At 66.6% G+C, this 15,901-nt stretch carries 14 protein-coding genes; 6 read left to right on the top strand and 8 right to left on the bottom strand.

Features of this window, described 5'->3' with window-relative positions:
* Nucleotides 1-41: 41 nt before the first annotated feature.
* The 5 genes from RV045_RS09955 to gyrA form a co-directional block, all read right to left on the bottom strand.
* The gene (locus RV045_RS09955) at nt 42-929 is read right to left on the bottom strand and encodes a prephenate dehydrogenase (RefSeq protein WP_423235630.1); all 888 of its coding nucleotides are present in this window, start codon (nt 927-929) and stop codon (nt 42-44) included.
* Nucleotides 929-2,068 carry a prephenate dehydratase gene (gene pheA / locus RV045_RS09950; RefSeq protein ID WP_423235650.1) on the bottom strand — a complete coding sequence of 380 codons (1,140 nt, stop codon included), beginning with the start codon at nt 2,066-2,068 and terminating at the stop codon, nt 929-931. The genes RV045_RS09955 and pheA overlap by 1 nt, the downstream gene beginning before the upstream one ends.
* Before the next feature lie 104 nt (nt 2,069-2,172).
* Nucleotides 2,173-3,261 (bottom strand): 3-phosphoserine/phosphohydroxythreonine transaminase, encoded by a 1,089-nt coding sequence (gene serC, locus RV045_RS09945; protein WP_423235629.1) that lies wholly within the window; start codon nt 3,259-3,261, stop codon nt 2,173-2,175.
* 12 nt (nt 3,262-3,273) lie between these two features.
* Entirely contained in the window at nt 3,274-3,846 is a 573-nt protein-coding gene (locus RV045_RS09940) for a DUF2059 domain-containing protein (protein ID WP_423235628.1), read from the bottom strand.
* Between the two features lie 86 nt (nt 3,847-3,932).
* Nucleotides 3,933-6,602: a DNA gyrase subunit A gene (gene gyrA / locus RV045_RS09935; RefSeq protein ID WP_423235627.1), complete on the bottom strand. Its 2,670-nt coding sequence runs from the start codon at nt 6,600-6,602 to the stop codon at nt 3,933-3,935.
* Nucleotides 6,603-6,905: 303 nt separating this feature from the next.
* On the opposite strand from gyrA, the gene ompA reads away from it, so the two are divergent.
* The 5 genes from ompA to mnmC all read left to right on the top strand — a co-directional run bounded on the left by ompA (nt 6,906) and on the right by mnmC (nt 11,974).
* Nucleotides 6,906-7,568, top strand: coding sequence for an outer membrane protein OmpA (gene ompA, locus RV045_RS09930; RefSeq protein ID WP_423235626.1), 663 nt, complete (start codon nt 6,906-6,908; stop codon nt 7,566-7,568).
* A gap of 113 nt (nt 7,569-7,681) precedes the next feature.
* A complete protein-coding gene (ubiG, locus tag RV045_RS09925; RefSeq protein WP_423235625.1) occupies nt 7,682-8,401 on the top strand; it encodes a bifunctional 2-polyprenyl-6-hydroxyphenol methylase/3-demethylubiquinol 3-O-methyltransferase UbiG in 720 nt (239 codons plus the stop codon).
* An 8-nt stretch (nt 8,402-8,409) separates the two neighbouring features.
* A complete protein-coding gene (locus tag RV045_RS09920; RefSeq protein ID WP_423235624.1) occupies nt 8,410-9,105 on the top strand; it encodes an HAD family hydrolase in 696 nt (231 codons plus the stop codon).
* Nucleotides 9,106-9,209: 104 nt separating this feature from the next.
* Nucleotides 9,210-9,764, top strand: coding sequence for an elongation factor P (gene efp, locus RV045_RS09915; protein ID WP_423235623.1), 555 nt, complete (start codon nt 9,210-9,212; stop codon nt 9,762-9,764).
* An 11-nt stretch (nt 9,765-9,775) separates the two neighbouring features.
* Nucleotides 9,776-11,974, top strand: coding sequence for a bifunctional tRNA (5-methylaminomethyl-2-thiouridine)(34)-methyltransferase MnmC2/FAD-dependent 5-carboxymethylaminomethyl-2-thiouridine(34) oxidoreductase MnmC1 (gene mnmC, locus RV045_RS09910; protein WP_423235622.1), 2,199 nt, complete (start codon nt 9,776-9,778; stop codon nt 11,972-11,974).
* 63 nt (nt 11,975-12,037) lie between these two features.
* Here the strand turns inward: mnmC and RV045_RS09905 are convergent, their stop codons facing one another.
* The 3 genes from RV045_RS09905 to leuA form a co-directional block, all read right to left on the bottom strand.
* Nucleotides 12,038-12,502, bottom strand: a complete 465-nt coding sequence (locus RV045_RS09905; RefSeq protein ID WP_423235621.1) for a glutaredoxin family protein — start codon at nt 12,500-12,502, stop codon at nt 12,038-12,040.
* A 40-nt stretch (nt 12,503-12,542) separates the two neighbouring features.
* On the bottom strand, nt 12,543-12,890 hold the full coding sequence (locus tag RV045_RS09900; protein WP_423235620.1) for a RidA family protein: 348 nt from the start codon (nt 12,888-12,890) through the stop codon (nt 12,543-12,545).
* Between the two features lie 95 nt (nt 12,891-12,985).
* Nucleotides 12,986-14,677: a 2-isopropylmalate synthase gene (gene leuA, locus RV045_RS09895; RefSeq protein WP_423235619.1), complete on the bottom strand. Its 1,692-nt coding sequence runs from the start codon at nt 14,675-14,677 to the stop codon at nt 12,986-12,988.
* 329 nt (nt 14,678-15,006) lie between these two features.
* Between leuA and galU the strand changes: the two genes are divergently transcribed.
* Entirely contained in the window at nt 15,007-15,900 is an 894-nt protein-coding gene (galU, locus tag RV045_RS09890; RefSeq protein WP_423235618.1) for a UTP--glucose-1-phosphate uridylyltransferase GalU, read from the top strand.
* The last annotated feature ends 1 nt before the right edge of the window (nt 15,901 follow it).

The raw sequence follows: 15,901 nt of genomic DNA, 5'->3' as shown, positions 1-15,901 counted from the left end.
AGCGGCCTCAAGCCCCTGGGGAAGAAAGCGGCGGGCCAGGATCAGGCTGCAGGCCAGGCGCTGCGGCGGCGGGACACCGCCTCGATCTGCGCCTGCAGCGCGGCGCCGTCACCGCTGCGCAGGGTCTGGGCCAGATGCTCCAGCGCATCGCCAAAGGCCTGCGCCTGCGCCAGCACCGGGCCGCGGTTGGCCAGCAGAATGTCGCGCCACATGACCGGGTCGCTGGCCGCGATGCGGGTGAAATCGCGAAAGCCCGATCCGGCGTGCGCCAGCAGAGCCTCGCCGCCGGGCTGGTCCATCAGGCCCGCCATGTAAGCGAAGGCCAGCAGATGCGGCAGGTGGCTGACGGCGGCAAAGGTTTCGTCGTGCTGCAGCGGCGACATGCGGCTGACTCGCGCGCCCGTCAGCTCCCAGAGCTGCTGAGCGCGGGCGATGGCGTCGTCGCTGGACTGCGTCAGCGGCGTCAGGATGACGCGGCGGCCCTTAAAAAGTGCGCTCTCGGCGTGGGCCACGCCCGACTTTTCTTTGCCCGCAATCGGGTGCGCGGGCACGCAGTAGCCCAGATGCTGCGGCAGCGCCGCCTGCATGGCCGCCAGCACGTCGCGTTTGGTGCTGCCCGCGTCCATGACCAGCACCTGCGGCGCCAGGTGCGGAGCGATTTCTTCCAGCACCGCCTGCGTCGCGGCCACCGGCACCGCCAGCAGCACGGCATCAGCGCCCTGCACCGCCTGTGCGGCACTGGAGGCGACACGGTCGATGGCGCCCAGCTCCAGCGCTTTGTGCGCGCTGGCCGGGCTGCCGCTGCTGCCCGTCACTTCAGCGACCGCGCCAGCGGCCTTGAGCGCCAGCGCGAACGATCCGCCGATCAGGCCACAGCCGATCAGCGCCAGACGCTGAACGGCCGTCTTTTGCCCCATCTGGAGCGCCATCAGTGCGCGTCCAGCGGGTAGGTGCCCAGCTGGCGGTAAAAAGTGCAGACCTGGCGCAGACCCAGCAGCGCCCGCGCCACGTGCGGCTGGTCAGGATGGCCCTGAATATCGATGTAGAAGAAGTATTCCCACTGCCCGGAGCGCGCCGGACGCGATTCAAAACGCGTCATCGACACGCCGTTTTCCTTGAGCGGCATCAGCATGTCGTGCACCGCGCCCGCCTCGTTGGGCACCGAGACGATCAGGCTGGTGCAGTCGTTGCCGCTGGGGCCAGGCTGGCGCTGCGTCTGCGGGTGCGCCGCGATGACAAAGCGCGTGCGGTTGTGCGCATCGTCCTGGACGGCGGGCGAGACCACGTGCAGACCGTATTCGTTGGCCGCACGCGTGCTGGCCAGGGCGGCCAGGCTCACGTCCTGCCCGGCCAGACGCGCCCCTTCGGCGTTGCTGGATACCGGACGGCGCTCGGCGTGCGGCAGGTGCTGGCTGAGCCAGCCGTGGCACTGCGCCAGCGCCTGCGGGTGCGCGACGACGGCTTCGATGCCATCCAGCCGGTTCTCGCGGCGCAGCACATTGTGGCGCACGAACAGGCTGGTCTCGCCGATGATGAACAGCGGCGTGTTCAGGAAAAGATCCAGCGACCGCGCAACCACGCCTTCGGTCGAATTCTCGACCGGGATCACGCCGAAATCGGCCGCTCCGGCAGTCGTCGTGCGGAACACTTCGTCGATGCTGATGCACGGCAGGCGCACGATGCTGGAGCCGAAATAGGCCAGCGCCGCCTCTTCACTAAAGGTGCCCGCCGGGCCCAGATAGGCCACGCGCATGGGCGTTTCCAGGCTGCGGCAGGCGGCCATGATCTCGCGCCAGATCGGTGCGACGCTGGCCTCAGCGAGCGGGCCGGGGTTGATGTCTTTCAGGTTGGCGATGACCTGCACTTCGCGCTCGGGGCGGAAGACCACCGAACCCTCGTGCTTTTTGACCTCGCCGACCGCCTGTGCCAGGCGCGCGCGCTGGTTGATCAGATCAAGCAGCTGGCGATCCACGGCGTCGATTTCACCGCGCAGCGCGAGGAGCCGGGGATCGGGAGCCTGTCCAGCAGCAGGCGGCGTCGGGGATGGGGCGTCACTCGGGGTCATCAGCACACTCGTCAGGGAAGCACAATGCCCCGATTGTGCCGCGACTCCCGCGCCCTCAGGCACGCGGGGTCAGAAAAACTGGCGAGCGAAGTTGGCCAGAGCCCAACTCACTGCCCCCGCTCAAAATCCCGCAAAAAATCCACCAGCGCCTGTACGCCCGCCAGCGGCATGGCGTTGTAGATCGAGGCGCGCATCCCACCCACCGACTTGTGGCCTTTGAGCTGCAGCAGACCGCGGCTTTGAGCCTGCGCCAGGAAATCGGCGTTGCGCGATTCGTCCTTCAGGAAGAAGGGCACGTTCATCAGCGAGCGGCTGCCCGGCGCGACACGGTTTTCGTAAAAATCGCTGGCGTCCAGATAGTCATAGAGCAGCGCGGCGCGCTCCTGCGCAGCGGCCTGCATGGCGGGTACGCCGCCTTGGCGCTCGATCCAGTCAAACACCAGACCGGCCATATAAATGGCGTAAGTCGGCGGCGTGTTGACCATGGACTGCTGGGCCGCCAGCTCGGTGTAGTTCCACACCTGCGGACAGATGGGCAGCGCCCGGCCCAGCAGGCTGTCCTTGACAAAGACCAGCGTCAGACCCGCCGGGCCGATGTTTTTCTGCGCTCCGGCGAATGCCAGGCCAATGCGCGACCAGTCCATGGGCCGCGACAGGATGTGCGACGAGCAGTCGACCACCAGCGGCGCAGCGCTGCCCAAGGCGGCCAGATCCGGCCAGTCGGCCAGCTCGACGCCGTGGATGGTTTCGTTGCTGCACACATGCACATAGGCCGCGTCCGGGCGGATGCGCCAGGAGGCCGGGTCGGGCATGGCGCAGTAGCCGCTGTTTTTGGAACTGGCCGCAATCGCCACGTCGGCGTAGCGTGCGGCCTCTTGCGCCGATTTGGCCGACCAGGCGCCGCTGACCACCACATCCACCGCCCCGCCCCGGCTCAAATTAAGCGGCACAGCGGCGTTTTCGCCCAGCCCACCGCCCTGCACGAAGAGGATGTGAACATCATCCGGCACCGCCAGCAGGCGGCGCAGCGTGCTCTGGGCGTGATCGAGAATTTCGCCAAACGCACTGCTGCGGTGGCTCATTTCCATCACGCCAAGGCCGGTGCCGTGCCAGTCCAGCATCTCGGCAGCGGCCTGCTGGAGCACTTCCGTCGGCAGCGCGGCCGGGCCCGCCGAGAAGTTGTAGGGACGATGCACGGCCAACCCGGCTTACTTCTTGGGCGCAGCCACTGCAGGCGAGTTCGCCGGAATGTTCAGGCGCTTGCGCAGGCTGGTGTTCAGATTGGCGATTTTGGGCTGGATCTGCGCATCAGTGCTCTTGACCACGGCGTCCACCAGGGCCTGCTGAAGCTCGGGCGAAATCTGCTGCAGCTTTTTCTGCACGGGCGATTCCAGAATCTGGATGGCCTGCTGAAGCTCTTCAACCGTGAAGTTTTTCTCAAAAATCGGGCCCAGAACCGACGGCGCCAGCTTGGTCGCGCTGCTGCGCACCATGGGTAGGGCGTCGTCCATGTACTTCTTGACGTCGTCATCCACGCCCTTGGCCATGGCCTGCTGCTGCGCGGGCGGCACCTGCGTCTGGATGTAACCAGCGGCTTCGTCCAGCAGCTGCGAGGCAGGACCTTGAACCAGACCGCGCGACATGGCATCAATGCCCGGCTGCTGCAGCTGGACCAGCTTCTGGATCAGGGCCTTCTTGTCGGCCGACTGGGCCAGCGCGGGCTGCACCGCCAGAACGCCCATCACACACGCGGCCGCCACGGCCAGAGATTTGATTTTCATGACTTGCACTTGCACGTTTTTCCTTGGTAATTGATACGGTGAGCAACACGGGCTTGGAGTCAGTCCGCACGCAGAGGTTTCATCGTTTATTCAGCGGACGGTGTTTCAGGCCTGGCATCATCGGGGGCAGAAGCATCTGCGGCGCCGTCCAGCGTGACATCGGACACATCGTCAGCCGCATCGTTCTCGACAATGCGCTGCAGGCCGATCAGCTTGGCGCCTTCGTCCAGCGCAATCAGCGTCACGCCCTGGGTGGCGCGGCCCAGTTCGCGGATCTCGGACACCCGCGTGCGCACCAGAACGCCGGTGTCAGTGATGAGCATGATCTCGTCATCAGCGTGGACCAACGTCGCCGCCACCACGCGGCCGTTGCGGCCCGACTGCTGGATGGCGATCATGCCCTTGGTGCCGCGCCCGTGGCGGGTGTATTCGGTGATGCTGGTGCGCTTGCCGTAGCCGTTTTCGGTGGCGGTGAGCACGCTCTGTTCACCGTCGCCCGCGACCAGCATCGTGATGACGCTCTGGCCCTCATCCAGCATCATGCCGCGCACGCCGCGCGCCTGGCGGCCCATGGGGCGGACGTCGCCTTCGTCAAAGCGCACAGCCTTGCCGCCGTCACTGAACAGCATCACGTCGTGACGGCCGTCGGTCAGCGCGGCGCCCACCAGGTAATCGCCCTCGTCCAGGTCGACCGCGATGATGCCCGCCTTGCGCGGGTTGCTGAAATCGGGCAGCGCGGTTTTCTTCACGGTGCCCATGCGGGTGGCCATGAAGACAAAATGGTCCTCGGGGAAGCTGCGGAACTCGCCCGTCAGCGGCAGCACCACGGTGATTTTCTCGGCGGGCTGCAGCGGGAACATGTTGACGATGGGCTTGCCGCGCGAATTGCGTCCGCCCTGCGGCACTTCCCACACCTTCAGCCAGTAGACGCGGCCCATGTTGCTGAAACACAGCATCCAGTCGTGGGTGTTGGCCACGAAAAGCTGGTCCACCCAGTCGTCTTCCTTGGTCGTGGTCGCCTGCTTGCCGCGCCCGCCGCGCTTTTGCGCGCGGTATTCGGACAGCGGCTGGCTCTTGATATAGCCGGTGTGCGACAGCGTAACCACCATGTCCAGCGGCGTAATCAGGTCTTCCGTGCCCAGTTCCTGCGCGTTGTGCTCGATGTGGCTGCGGCGCGCGCCCAGTTTGGTCTCGCCGAACTCTTTGCGCAGCGCGTCCAGATCGCCCGCGATGATGGCGGTGACGCGCGCGGGCTTGGCCAGGATGTCGAGCAGGTCGGCGATCTGGTCCATGACCTCGCGGTACTCGGCGATGATTTTGTCCTGCTCCAGACCCGTCAGGCGCTGCAGGCGCATCTGCAGAATTTCGCCAGCCTGCGCGTCGGTCAGGCGGTAAAGGCCATCCGGCTGCAGTCCGAACTGGGCTGGCAGATTCTCGGGCGCGAAAGCGTCGCGGCCGCCCAGGCCCGCCAGCTCGGTGCGCTCCAGCATGGCCTTGACCATGGCCGAATCCCAGCCGCGTTCCATCAGCGCGGTGCGCGCAACGGGCGGCGTCGGCGATTCGCGGATGATGCGGATGAACTCGTCGATGTTGGCCAGCGCCACCGCCAGGCCTTCCAGGATGTGGCCGCGTTCGCGCGCTTTGCGCAGGTCGTAAACGGTGCGCCGGGTGATGACTTCGCGGCGGTGACGCAGGAAAACGGTGATCAGATCCTTGATGTTGCACAGGCGCGGCTGGTTGTCGATCAGCGCGACCATATTGATGCCGAAGCTGTCCTGCAGCTGCGTCATCTTGTACAGGTTGTTGAGCACCACCTCGGGCACTTCGCCGCGCTTGAGCTCAATCACCACGCGCATGCCGGATTTATCCGATTCGTCCTGGATGTGGCTGATGCCTTCGAGCTTTTTCTCGTTGACCAGCTCGGCCATGCGCTCCAGCAACGATTTCTTGTTGACCTGATAGGGGATCTCGTCAACGATGATCGCCTGGCGCTCGCCTTTGCCGATGTCCTCGAAGTGCACCTTGGCGCGCATGACCACACGGCCCCGCCCGGTGCGATAGCCTTCGCGCACGCCGGACAGGCCGTAAATGATGCCGCCGGTGGGGAAATCCGGCGCCGGGATGAACTGCATGATCTCGTCGATGCCAGCGTCGGGGTTCTCCAGCATGTGCTGGCAGGCGTCGACCACTTCGCACAGATTGTGCGGCGGAATGTTGGTGGCCATGCCCACGGCGATCCCGGCGCTGCCGTTGACCAGCAGGTTGGGCAGGCGCGTCGGCAGGACCAGCGGCTCGCTCTCGGAGCCATCGTAGTTGGGTCCGAAATCGACGGTTTCCTTGTCGATGTCGGCCAGCATCTCGTGGGCGATCTTGGCCAGACGGATCTCGGTGTAGCGCATGGCGGCGGCGTTGTCACCGTCGATCGAACCGAAGTTGCCCTGCCCGTCCACCAGCATGTGGCGCAGCGAAAAGGGCTGGGCCATGCGCACGATGGTGTCGTAAATGGCGCTGTCGCCGTGCGGGTGATATTTACCCATCACGTCACCGACTATGCGGGCGCTCTTGCGGAAAGCCCGGTTCCAGTCGTTGTTCTGCTCGTGCATGCCGTAGAGCACGCGCCGGTGCACGGGCTTGAGTCCGTCGCGGGCGTCGGGCAGCGCCCGGCCCACGATGACGCTCATGGCGTAATCCAGGTAGGACCGCTTCATCTCCTCTTCGAGGCTGATGGGCAGGGTTTCCTTGGCGAAAGAATTCATGGCGGTCCGGGAAGCGGTCAGTTCAACTAGTCATTGTAAAGGCTGCGCCAGGCGCTCACGCAGCGCTTTTGCACACCGGTGCGAAGCGGCCAGAAACCGGCCGCAAGCCGGTGGCTGTATCAAGTTTGCAACATTCGCCCACCGCCCCGGCAAGACCCCCGGGCAAAAAGCTCGCCCCCAAAAACCGTATGGCACAATCAGACCCGTTGGTGGTGATGCCCTGCGGCTCGCGGGTTCTCACCCTTCAAGTTTGCACGGGGCCTCTCTGTGGCCCGTGATTTATTTCCCACCGAGAGGAGAATCATGAAAAAACTCAACACCGTAACCCTGCTGGTTGCGTCTGCTGCCCTGTCCGCCTGTGCTTCCGTCGGCATGCCTTCTGGCAGCATGATGGACAACAGCCAGAACGCTGTGAACAACTGGCGCGCTGCTGATGGCACCGTCTGGATGAACGGCACCTTCGAGCACTGCTGGCGCAACAGCGTGTGGACGCCGGAAACCGCAGCTTCCGAAGCCTGTGGCAAGCCCGGTGCACCCGCTCCGGTGCCGGCACCCGCTCCGGCACCTGCACCCGCTACGGCACCTGCCCCCGCTCCGGCTGCTCCGGTCAGCGAAAAGGTCACCTTCCAGGCCGACGCCTTCTTCGACTTCGACAAGTCCGTGCTCAAGCCCGAAGGCCGCCGCAAGCTGGATGAGCTGTCGGGTCTGACCAAAGACATCAACCTGGAAGTCATCATCGCTGTTGGCCACACCGACAGCGTGGGCTCCGACGCCTACAACCAGAAACTGTCCCTGCGCCGCGCCAACGCGGTCAAGGAATATCTGGTCGGCAAGGGCATCGAGCGCAGCCGCATCTACACCGAAGGCAAAGGCGAAAAGCAGCCTATCGCCTCGAACAAGACGGCCGCTGGCCGCGCGAAGAACCGTCGCGTGGAAATCGAAGTCGTGGGTCAGCGCACCAAGTAATCCCTCACAGGATGCTCTTGGAGTCCGGCCCCGGCCGGGCCCACTGCTCGAAACCCCGCCTCGGCGGGGTTTTTGCATTGTGGCATCCTCCCCTTTGCTTTCAGGAGAGCCCCATGACTGTCGCCGCCGCCAACGTCAACCCACAGGAAATCGGCAAATTCGCCGCGCTGGCCCAGCACTGGTGGGATCCGGACGGCGAGTTCAAAACCCTGCACGACATCAACCCGCTGCGCACGCGCTGGATCACCGCACAGGCCCAGGTCGAGGGGCGCGACGTGTTGGATGTGGGCTGCGGGGGCGGTCTGCTGACCGAATCGCTGGGCCGCAACGCCCGCAGTGCGCTGGGCGTGGACCTGGCCGACGCCTCGCTGCAGGTTGCGCGCCTGCACGCGCTGGAGCAGGGGCTGGAGCACATCCGCTACGAAACCATCGCCGCTGAAGCGCTGGCCGAGCGCGAACCCCAGCGCTACGACGTGGTCAGCTGCATGGAAATGCTGGAGCACGTGCCCGACCCGGTCTCCATCGTCGCGGCCTGCGCGCGCCTGGTGAAACCCGGGGGGCAGGTGTTTTTTTCGACGCTCAACCGCCATCCGGCGGCCTTTCTGGGCGCCATTGTGGCGGCCGAATACCTGACAGGCCTGATTCCCAGGGGAACGCACGATTATGCGCAGTTCATCCAGCCGGCCGAGCTGGCCGCCTGGGCGCGCCATGCCGGGCTGCAGCTTGAGCGTGTCGCAGGCCTGGGTTACAACCCGATCACCCGGCGCGCCTGGATCAGCGCGCGCACCCCCATCAACTACATGATGTCCTGCCGCCGGCCGCTGCAGGGCTGAAACACGCCATGCCCTTGAACCGTAATCTGCCCACGTCACGGCCCGATGCCGTCTTTTTTGACCTGGACGGCACGCTGATCGACAGCGCCCCCGACCTGGCCGGTGCCGCCAACACGCTGCGTCGCCAGCGCGCTCTGGAACCGCTGCCCTTTGAAGCGCTGCGGCCGCAGGTCAGCAACGGCGCGCGGGGTCTGGTGGGTGTGGCGCTGGGGCTGACGCCCGACGATGACGGCTACGAGGCCGCACGGGTGGCTTTCCTGGCCGCTTACGAAACCGGGCTGCTGAACGAGACCCGCCCCTTCCCCGGCGTGCCCGAACTGCTGCAGACGCTGCACGATCTGGCCCTGCCCTGGGGCATCATGACCAACAAGCACACGCGCTACGCCCGGCCCGTGGTCGCCGGGCTGCGCGCGCTGGACGCCAGCCGTGTGCTGGTCTGCGGCGACACCACCGCGCACCCCAAACCGCACCCGGCGCCGCTGCTGCACTGCGCCGAAGCGCTGGGCGTGGCGCCGCAGCGCTGCGTGTATGTGGGCGACGATCTGCGCGACATCCAGGCCGCGCACGCGGCCGGCATGGTCGCGGTGGCGGCGGCCTGGGGCTACCTGGGCGACAGCGGCCCCATCGAAGGCTGGGGCGCGAATCACATTGCGCGCAGCCCGCAGGACCTGGCCGACTGGCTGCGCGACGGGCCCAGGGCCTGATTCCGGCGCATCGCGGCTGGCCGAATCGCCGCCGCGATGCGATAATGCCGGGTTATGCGCCGGACGCTCCGGCGAATCTCCTTTTTCGCTCCCCCCGAAACATCATGAAAATCGCTCAAGAAATCCGCGCCGGCAACGTCATCATGCACGGCAAAGACCCCATGGTCGTGCTGCGCACCGAATACAGCCGTGGCGGCCGCAACAGCGCCACCGTGCGCATGAAGCTCAAGAGCCTGCTGAACAACAGCGGCACTGAAGTTGTCTTCAAGGCCGACGACAAAATGGACCAGATCGTGCTGGAGAAGAAAGAGTGCACCTACTCCTACTTCGCCGATCCCATGTACGTCTTCATGGACGCCGAGTACAACCAGTTCGAAGTCGAATCCGAAAACATGGGTGACGCCATCTCCTACCTGGAGGACGGCATGGAAGTTGAAGTGGTGTTCTATGACGGCAAGGCCATTTCGGTCGAACTGCCCACCAGCGTCGTGCGCCAGATCACCTGGACCGAGCCTGCCGTCAAGGGCGACACGTCGGGCAAGGTGCTCAAGCCGGCCAAGATCGCGACGGGTTTCGAGATCATGGTGCCGATTTTCGTGGCGCAGGACGACATGATCGAAATCGACACCCGCACCCACGAGTACCGCAAGCGCGTGTGATTTCAGCCCGCATGTCGGCCAGCACCGGGCCGGATGATCAGGCCCCTTCGGGGGCCTTTTTTGTGTCTGGTCACGAAGGCAGCAACGCTGGGGGCGTGCGTCCGGCGCGGGTGGTGTTCGATGCTGAGGGCACGGCGCACGCGCCCGGCTTTGGCGATGTCTATCACAGCCGCGCGGGGGCCGCGGCGCAGGCGCGGGCGGTGTTTCTGGCGGGTAATGGCCTGCCGGAGCGCTGGCAGGATGCGGCGCAGTGGGGCGATCCGGCGCGGCCCTTCACGCTGCTGGAAACCGGCTTTGGGCTCGGGCACAACCTGCTCTCCACACTGCAGGCCTGGCGGGATACGCCCCGCACGCCCGGCGCACGGCTGCTTTATCTGGCCGTGGAGCAGTTCCCCGCCCGGCCGCAGGATCTGGCGCAGGCGCACGGCCTGGATCGCCAGAATCACCAGGTTGATCAAAAAGGCGACCTGGACCCGGCGGACATCCAGCGCCAGGCATTGGCCCGCGAACTGCTGGCCCAGTGGCCGCCCTGCACGCCTGGCAGCCACACGCTGCGCTTTGATGGCGGGCGCGTCACCGTTCGCCTGTGGCTGGGCGACGCCGCCCGCGTGCTGCCGCGCCTGCAGGCGCAGGTGGATGCGGTCTACCTGGACGGATTTTCCCCGCAGCTGAACCCCGCCCTGTGGTCGCCCGAGCTGATGCGCCAGGTGGCCCGGCTGTCGCGCCCCGGCGCCACGCTGGCTACTTGGAGCACCGCCCCGGCCGTGCGCGACGCGCTGACCGCCGCCGGGTTTGTCTGCCAAAGACGCCCCGGTTTTGGCGGCAAGCGGCGGCGCCTGGAAGCCCACTACCAGCCGCGCTGGCACGCACCGCGGCCCGCCGCCTTCCAGCCAGTGGCGTTGCCCCGGGACGGCGAAGCTCACGCCGTCATCGTCGGCGGCGGCCTGGCCGGGGCCAGCACCGCGCAGGCTCTGGCCCTGCGCGGCTGGCGTTGCACCGTCCTTGACGCCGCCGCACAGCCCGCCAGCGGCGCCTCGGGCAACCCGGCCGGGCTGCTGCACGGCATTGTTCACCTGGAGGACGGCAGTCACGCCCGCTGGCTGCGCAGCGCGGCGCTGTTCGCGCACGGACAGATCGCGCCGCTGCTGGCGCAAGAGACGGCGCCGGGGCGTGTGCCGGGTCGCCTGAACGGTTTTCTGCGCCTGCAGGATGACGACGCCCACGCCCTGCAGCAACAAATGGCCGCGCTGGGCATGGACGAGCGTTACGCCCGGGTGCTGGACGCCGCTGAAACCTCAGCGCTACTGGGCCTGCCACTGCAGCAATCGCCAAAGGGCAGCGCCTTGCTCTTTGCGCACGGCGGCTGGGTCAGCCCAGCCGCGCTGGTCCGCCACTGGCTGGATACGCCGGGCGTCCACTGGCGTGGCGGCGCAGACGTCGCCCGGCTGCAGCGGGAAACAGCGGGGGCCACAAGCGACACCCCGCCGCGCTGGCTGGCGCTGGACGCGGACGGCATGGCCCTGGCCGATCCGGCCGACGCCATCGTCGTCGCCAGCGCACACACTGCACTGCCCCTGCTGCAGCGCAGCCTGGCGCCGGATGGCGGCGCGCTGTGGTGGGCGCCCGAACTGCGCGCCCAGCGCGGCCAGATCAGCCAGATCCGCCGCGCCGACCTGGCTGCCGCTGGGCTGGGTAGCGCCCTGCCCCGCCTGCCGCTGTCGCGCTACGCCTACGCGCTGGACACCCAGCCTGGCCACCCCGGGGGCGGCGAGCTGGTTTTTGGCGCCACGCACCAGTGGGACGACGGCGATGAGCGCGTGCGGGACAGCGATCACCGGGACAACCTGCAGCGCCTGGCCGCCCTGCTGGGCGAGGACACCGCACAAAGCGCCTGGCAGGCCCTGCCCTGGCACGGACGCACCGGCTGGCGCTGCATCAGCCCCGACCGCCTGCCGCTGCTGGGCCGCGTCCCCAGCCCGGCGCCGTCCGACGCCCGCACGGCGCGCCGCCCCTACGCCAGCCAGCACATCGCGCGCGAAGACGGGCTGTATCTGTGCACCGCCCTGGGCTCGCGCGGCCTGACGCTGGCGCCGCTGCTGGGCGAGACACTGGCCGCGCTGATCACTGGCGAAGCCCTGCCGGTCGATACCCGCCTGATGGCCGCACTGGACCCAGCACGCTGGGCGCTGGCCACACTGGCCCGGAAATGACAGCGGGCGCCACCGGTATCACGGGGCGCCCGCTGACGGAATCAGGACGAGGTCAGAAGCTCATCAGCCCTTTTTGCGCAGCAGACGGATCACGCCATCCGGGTCGTAGCCCTGCATGAACTGCCCGCGCACCAGCGTCAGCGGCGTTCCGCGAATCTTGAGCGCGCGCTGGGCGGTGCGGAAGTTCTTCAGGCAATCGACATCCTCTTCGATGAAGCATTCGCCGAAGGGAATCTTGTGCGCTTCCATCCAGCCGCGCGCCCAGGAGCAGATGCCGCAGTTCACCGACGAGTACAGGAAAATGTCGCCCGCCTTGACCGTGCGGCGCAGCTGCTGGGCCTCATCGACGTACTCGGTGAGGAAATCGGCGTCGCCTTCGTCATCGTCAGCAGCCTGAACCTGCTGCGCCGCCGCCTTGGCGGGCGCTGCGTGAGACAGAACGGGCAGCGACAGACCCGCCACAGCAGCCAGGGAGAGCGCAGCAGTGCGCAGCAGACGCCAGAAAGGCAAAGAAGCGGTACGGGTCACGGCAGATCCTGCAAAGTCAAAAAACGGGGGGCGAAACGCCTCAGGCCGTGGCGGCGGTGATGACGATTTCAACGAGGTAAGCCGGGTTGGCCAGCGCCGCCTGCACCGTGGCCCGCGGCGGGGTCTGGCCGGGCACCACCCAGGCGTCCCAGATTTCATTCATGGCAGCGAAGTTGGCCAGATCGGGCAGGAAAATCTGCGCCATCACGATGCGGCTCTTGTCGCTGCCGGCCTGCGCGAGCAGGCGGTCTATGGTGGCCAGCACGTCGCGGACCTGGCCGCGAAAATCAAGCTGCGTGTCGCTGGCGACCTGGCCGGCCAGATAGACCGTGCCGTTGTGAATGGCGGCTTCCGACATGCGGTGCCCGACGCCCAGACGCTGAACCATGCTGAACTCCTAATACATCTGATGAAAATCCCTGATGAATCAGGGGTTTAGGCCCTGCCGCGACCCCTGAGGTCAAGGCAGGGCGTGATTCTAGCTCAGACCTTGACGGCGCTGGTGCTGGCCTCAGCCAAAGCCCCTGAGCGCTCCAGGCCCGACAGGATGGCTTTGAGCGAGGCCGACACGATGTTGGCGTCGCTGCCCACGCCAAACAGCGTGCGCTCGCCGATGCGCAGCTCCAGGTAGGCCACGGCGCGGGCGGCGGCGCCGGTGCTGATGGCGTGCTCGTGATAATCCAGCACGCTGACGCTCTGGCCGGTGACCGCCTGCAGGCCGTTGACAAAGGCGTCGATGGGGCCGGTGCCCTCGCCCTGCACGTCCATGTCGCGGCCGCCCAGACGGATGCGCGCCTGCAGGCTGACTTCGGTGCCCAGCTCGCCGGTTTTCTCGCTCAGGCTGTACTGCGGCGCGGTGGCGCTGCTCATGCGGAATTCGCGGTCAAAGAGCTGCCACAGGTCGTCGGCCACGAGTTCCTTGCCGTCGAAATCCATGACCTTCTGAACAATCTGGCTGAACTCGATCTGCAGACGGCGCGGCAGCTGCAGGCCGTATTCGCTCTCCAGCAGCCAGGCCATGCCGCCCTTGCCCGACTGGCTGTTGACGCGGATCACCGCCTCGTAGCTGCGGCCCACGTCCATCGGGTCGATGGGCAGATAGGGCATGACCCAGGGCGAATCGGGCTGGCGCGCGGCAAAAGCCTTCTTGATGGCGTCCTGGTGCGAACCCGAGAACGAGGTGTACACCAGCTCGCCCACGTAGGGGTGGCGCGGGTGGACGGGCAGCTGGTTGCAGTATTCAACCGTGTGGCGGATCTCGTCGATGCGCGAGAAATCCAGGCCCGGGTTCACGCCCTGGGTGTACATATTCAGCGCCACGTTGACCAGATCGAGGTTCCCCGTGCGCTCGCCGTTGCCAAACAGGCAGCCTTCCAGACGGTCTGCCCCGGCCATCAGCGCCAGTTCGCCCGCCGCCGTGCCGGTGCCCCGGTCGTTGTGGGGATGCACCGACACGGTGACGCTGTCGCGGCGCGCCATGTGGCGCAGCGTCCACTCGATCATGTCGGCGAACAGGTTGGGCGTGGAGTGCTCCACCGTCGAGGGCAGGTTGATGATGCACTTGTGCTGGGGCGTCGGCTGCCAGACTTCGGTCACGGCGTCGATGACGCGCAGCGAGAAATCCAGCTCGGTCCCCGAATACATTTCAGGCGAATATTCAAACGTCCAGTGCGTGCCGCCCTGTTTTGCGGCGAGATCGCGGATCAGCGCGGCGTGCGTGGTCGCCAGCTCGACGGTCTGGTCGCGATCCAGGCCCAGCACCACGTCGCGCATGATGGGCGCGGTGGCGTTGTACATGTGCACGATGGCGCGCGGCACGCCCTGCAGCGCCTCGAAGGTGCGTTGGATCAGCGCCTCGCGCGCGGGGGTCAGCACCTGCACGGTCACGTCGTCGGGGATCAGGCCGTCGTCGATCAGCTTGCGCAGAAAGTCGAACTCGATCTGCGAAGCCGACGGAAAGCCGACCTCGATCTCCTTGAAACCGATCTGCACCAGGGTTTTGAACAGGCGCAGCTTGCGCTCCATATTCATGGGCTCGATCAGCGCCTGGTTGCCGTCGCGCAGGTCGACGCTGCACCACACCGGCGGGCGGGTGATGACGGCGTCGGGCCAGGTGCGGTCCTTGAGCTGGATGGCGGGCGTGGCGCGGTATTTGGCGGCGGGATTCTGGAGCATGGACATGGTTTCTCTCGCTTTCTCGGTTCATGAAGCCCGGCAGCACAAACAAAAACGACCCGCTGCGTGGGCAGACGGGTCGCTGGTGGCTGGGCTGTGGCGCAGGCGGTATCAGGCTCCCGTCATGAGGGGGGCCAGTAGCAGCAGGGACAGGGGCAAGCCGGTGTTCATCCCGCAATCATCGCACAGAATCGGCCGTGTGGCGTGGGCTGCGGGCGACAGCGCGGACAAAATCGTGGCCCGAAATCCTCATCCGGCCCCGGTCTGGCGCTGCGGCTGGGCCACAATCGAAGGGTTGCCACTCTGCGCTGCCCACACAGCCTGCTGCCATGAACCAGAACCGCTCCCCCGTCAACAAGGCTGTTTTCCCCGTCGCGGGCCTGGGCACGCGCTTTCTGCCCGCCACCAAAGCGCAGCCCAAAGAGATGATGCCGGTGGTCGACAAGCCGCTGATCCAGTACGCCGTGGAAGAGGCTTACGCGGCCGGAATCCGCGAGATGATTTTCGTCACCGGTCGCCACAAGCGCCCCATCGAAGATCATTTCGACATGAGCTACGAGCTGGAAATGATGCTCGAAGAGGCTGGCAAGCAGGCGCTGCTGGAGGTGGTGCGCAGCGTCAAACCCGACGACATGGAGTGCATTTACGTGCGCCAGGCGCAGGCGCTGGGTCTGGGCCACGCCGTGCTGTGTGCGCGCCGCCTGGTGGGCAACGAGCCCTTTGCCGTGCTGCTGGCCGACGATCTGATGGTGGGCCAGCCGCCCGTGCTGGCGCAGATGGTCGAGCAGTTCCGCCACTGGCGCGTCTCGATGCTGGCCGTGCAGGAGGTGCCGCCCGAGCAGACGCGCCGTTACGGCATCGTGGCTGGTCGCGCCATCGACGACCGTCTGACCGACCTGGAGCGCATCGTCGAAAAGCCCGCCCCCGAAGCCGCGCCCTCGCTGCTGGGCGTGGCCGGGCGCTACATCCTGACGCCGGGCGTGTTTGACGAGCTGGCCACGCAGGAGCGCGGCGTCGGCGGCGAGATCCAGCTCACCGACAGCATCGCAGCGCTCCTGCGCCGCGAGAAGGTGTTCGCCTACCGCTACGAAGGCCAGCGCTACGACTGCGGCAGCAAGGAAGGGTTTCTGCAGGCCAATGTCGAGCTGTCACTGAATCACCCGGAAGTCGGCGCGGGCTTTCGCGCTTTTCTGCAGGATCTGGCGGCCCAGGGCCGGATTTGAT

The sequence above is a fragment of the Amphibiibacter pelophylacis genome, assembly GCF_037688875.1.
Lineage (GTDB): Bacteria > Pseudomonadota > Gammaproteobacteria > Burkholderiales > Burkholderiaceae_C > Amphibiibacter > Amphibiibacter pelophylacis.
The sequence above is the reverse complement of the archived record's forward strand: the minus strand, read 5'-3'. Positions and strand labels throughout refer to the sequence as shown.

Bases quoted from the DNA above. Each gene is read 5' to 3' on its own strand.
- RV045_RS09955 (WP_423235630.1), bottom strand. From the start codon at position 929: ATGGCGCTCCAGATGGGGCAAAAGACGGCCGTTCAGCGTCTGGCGCTG.
- RV045_RS09940 (WP_423235628.1), bottom strand. From the start codon at position 3,846: ATGAAAATCAAATCTCTGGCCGTGGCGGCCGCGTGTGTGATGGGCGTT.
- gyrA (WP_423235627.1), bottom strand. From the start codon at position 6,602: ATGAATTCTTTCGCCAAGGAAACCCTGCCCATCAGCCTCGAAGAGGAG.
- ompA (WP_423235626.1), top strand. From the start codon at position 6,906: ATGAAAAAACTCAACACCGTAACCCTGCTGGTTGCGTCTGCTGCCCTG.
- ubiG (WP_423235625.1), top strand. From the start codon at position 7,682: ATGACTGTCGCCGCCGCCAACGTCAACCCACAGGAAATCGGCAAATTC.
- RV045_RS09920 (WP_423235624.1), top strand. From the start codon at position 8,410: ATGCCCTTGAACCGTAATCTGCCCACGTCACGGCCCGATGCCGTCTTT.
- efp (WP_423235623.1), top strand. From the start codon at position 9,210: ATGAAAATCGCTCAAGAAATCCGCGCCGGCAACGTCATCATGCACGGC.
- mnmC (WP_423235622.1), top strand. From the start codon at position 9,776: ATGTCGGCCAGCACCGGGCCGGATGATCAGGCCCCTTCGGGGGCCTTT.
- RV045_RS09900 (WP_423235620.1), bottom strand. From the start codon at position 12,890: ATGGTTCAGCGTCTGGGCGTCGGGCACCGCATGTCGGAAGCCGCCATT.
- leuA (WP_423235619.1), bottom strand. From the start codon at position 14,677: ATGCTCCAGAATCCCGCCGCCAAATACCGCGCCACGCCCGCCATCCAG.
- galU (WP_423235618.1), top strand. From the start codon at position 15,007: ATGAACCAGAACCGCTCCCCCGTCAACAAGGCTGTTTTCCCCGTCGCG.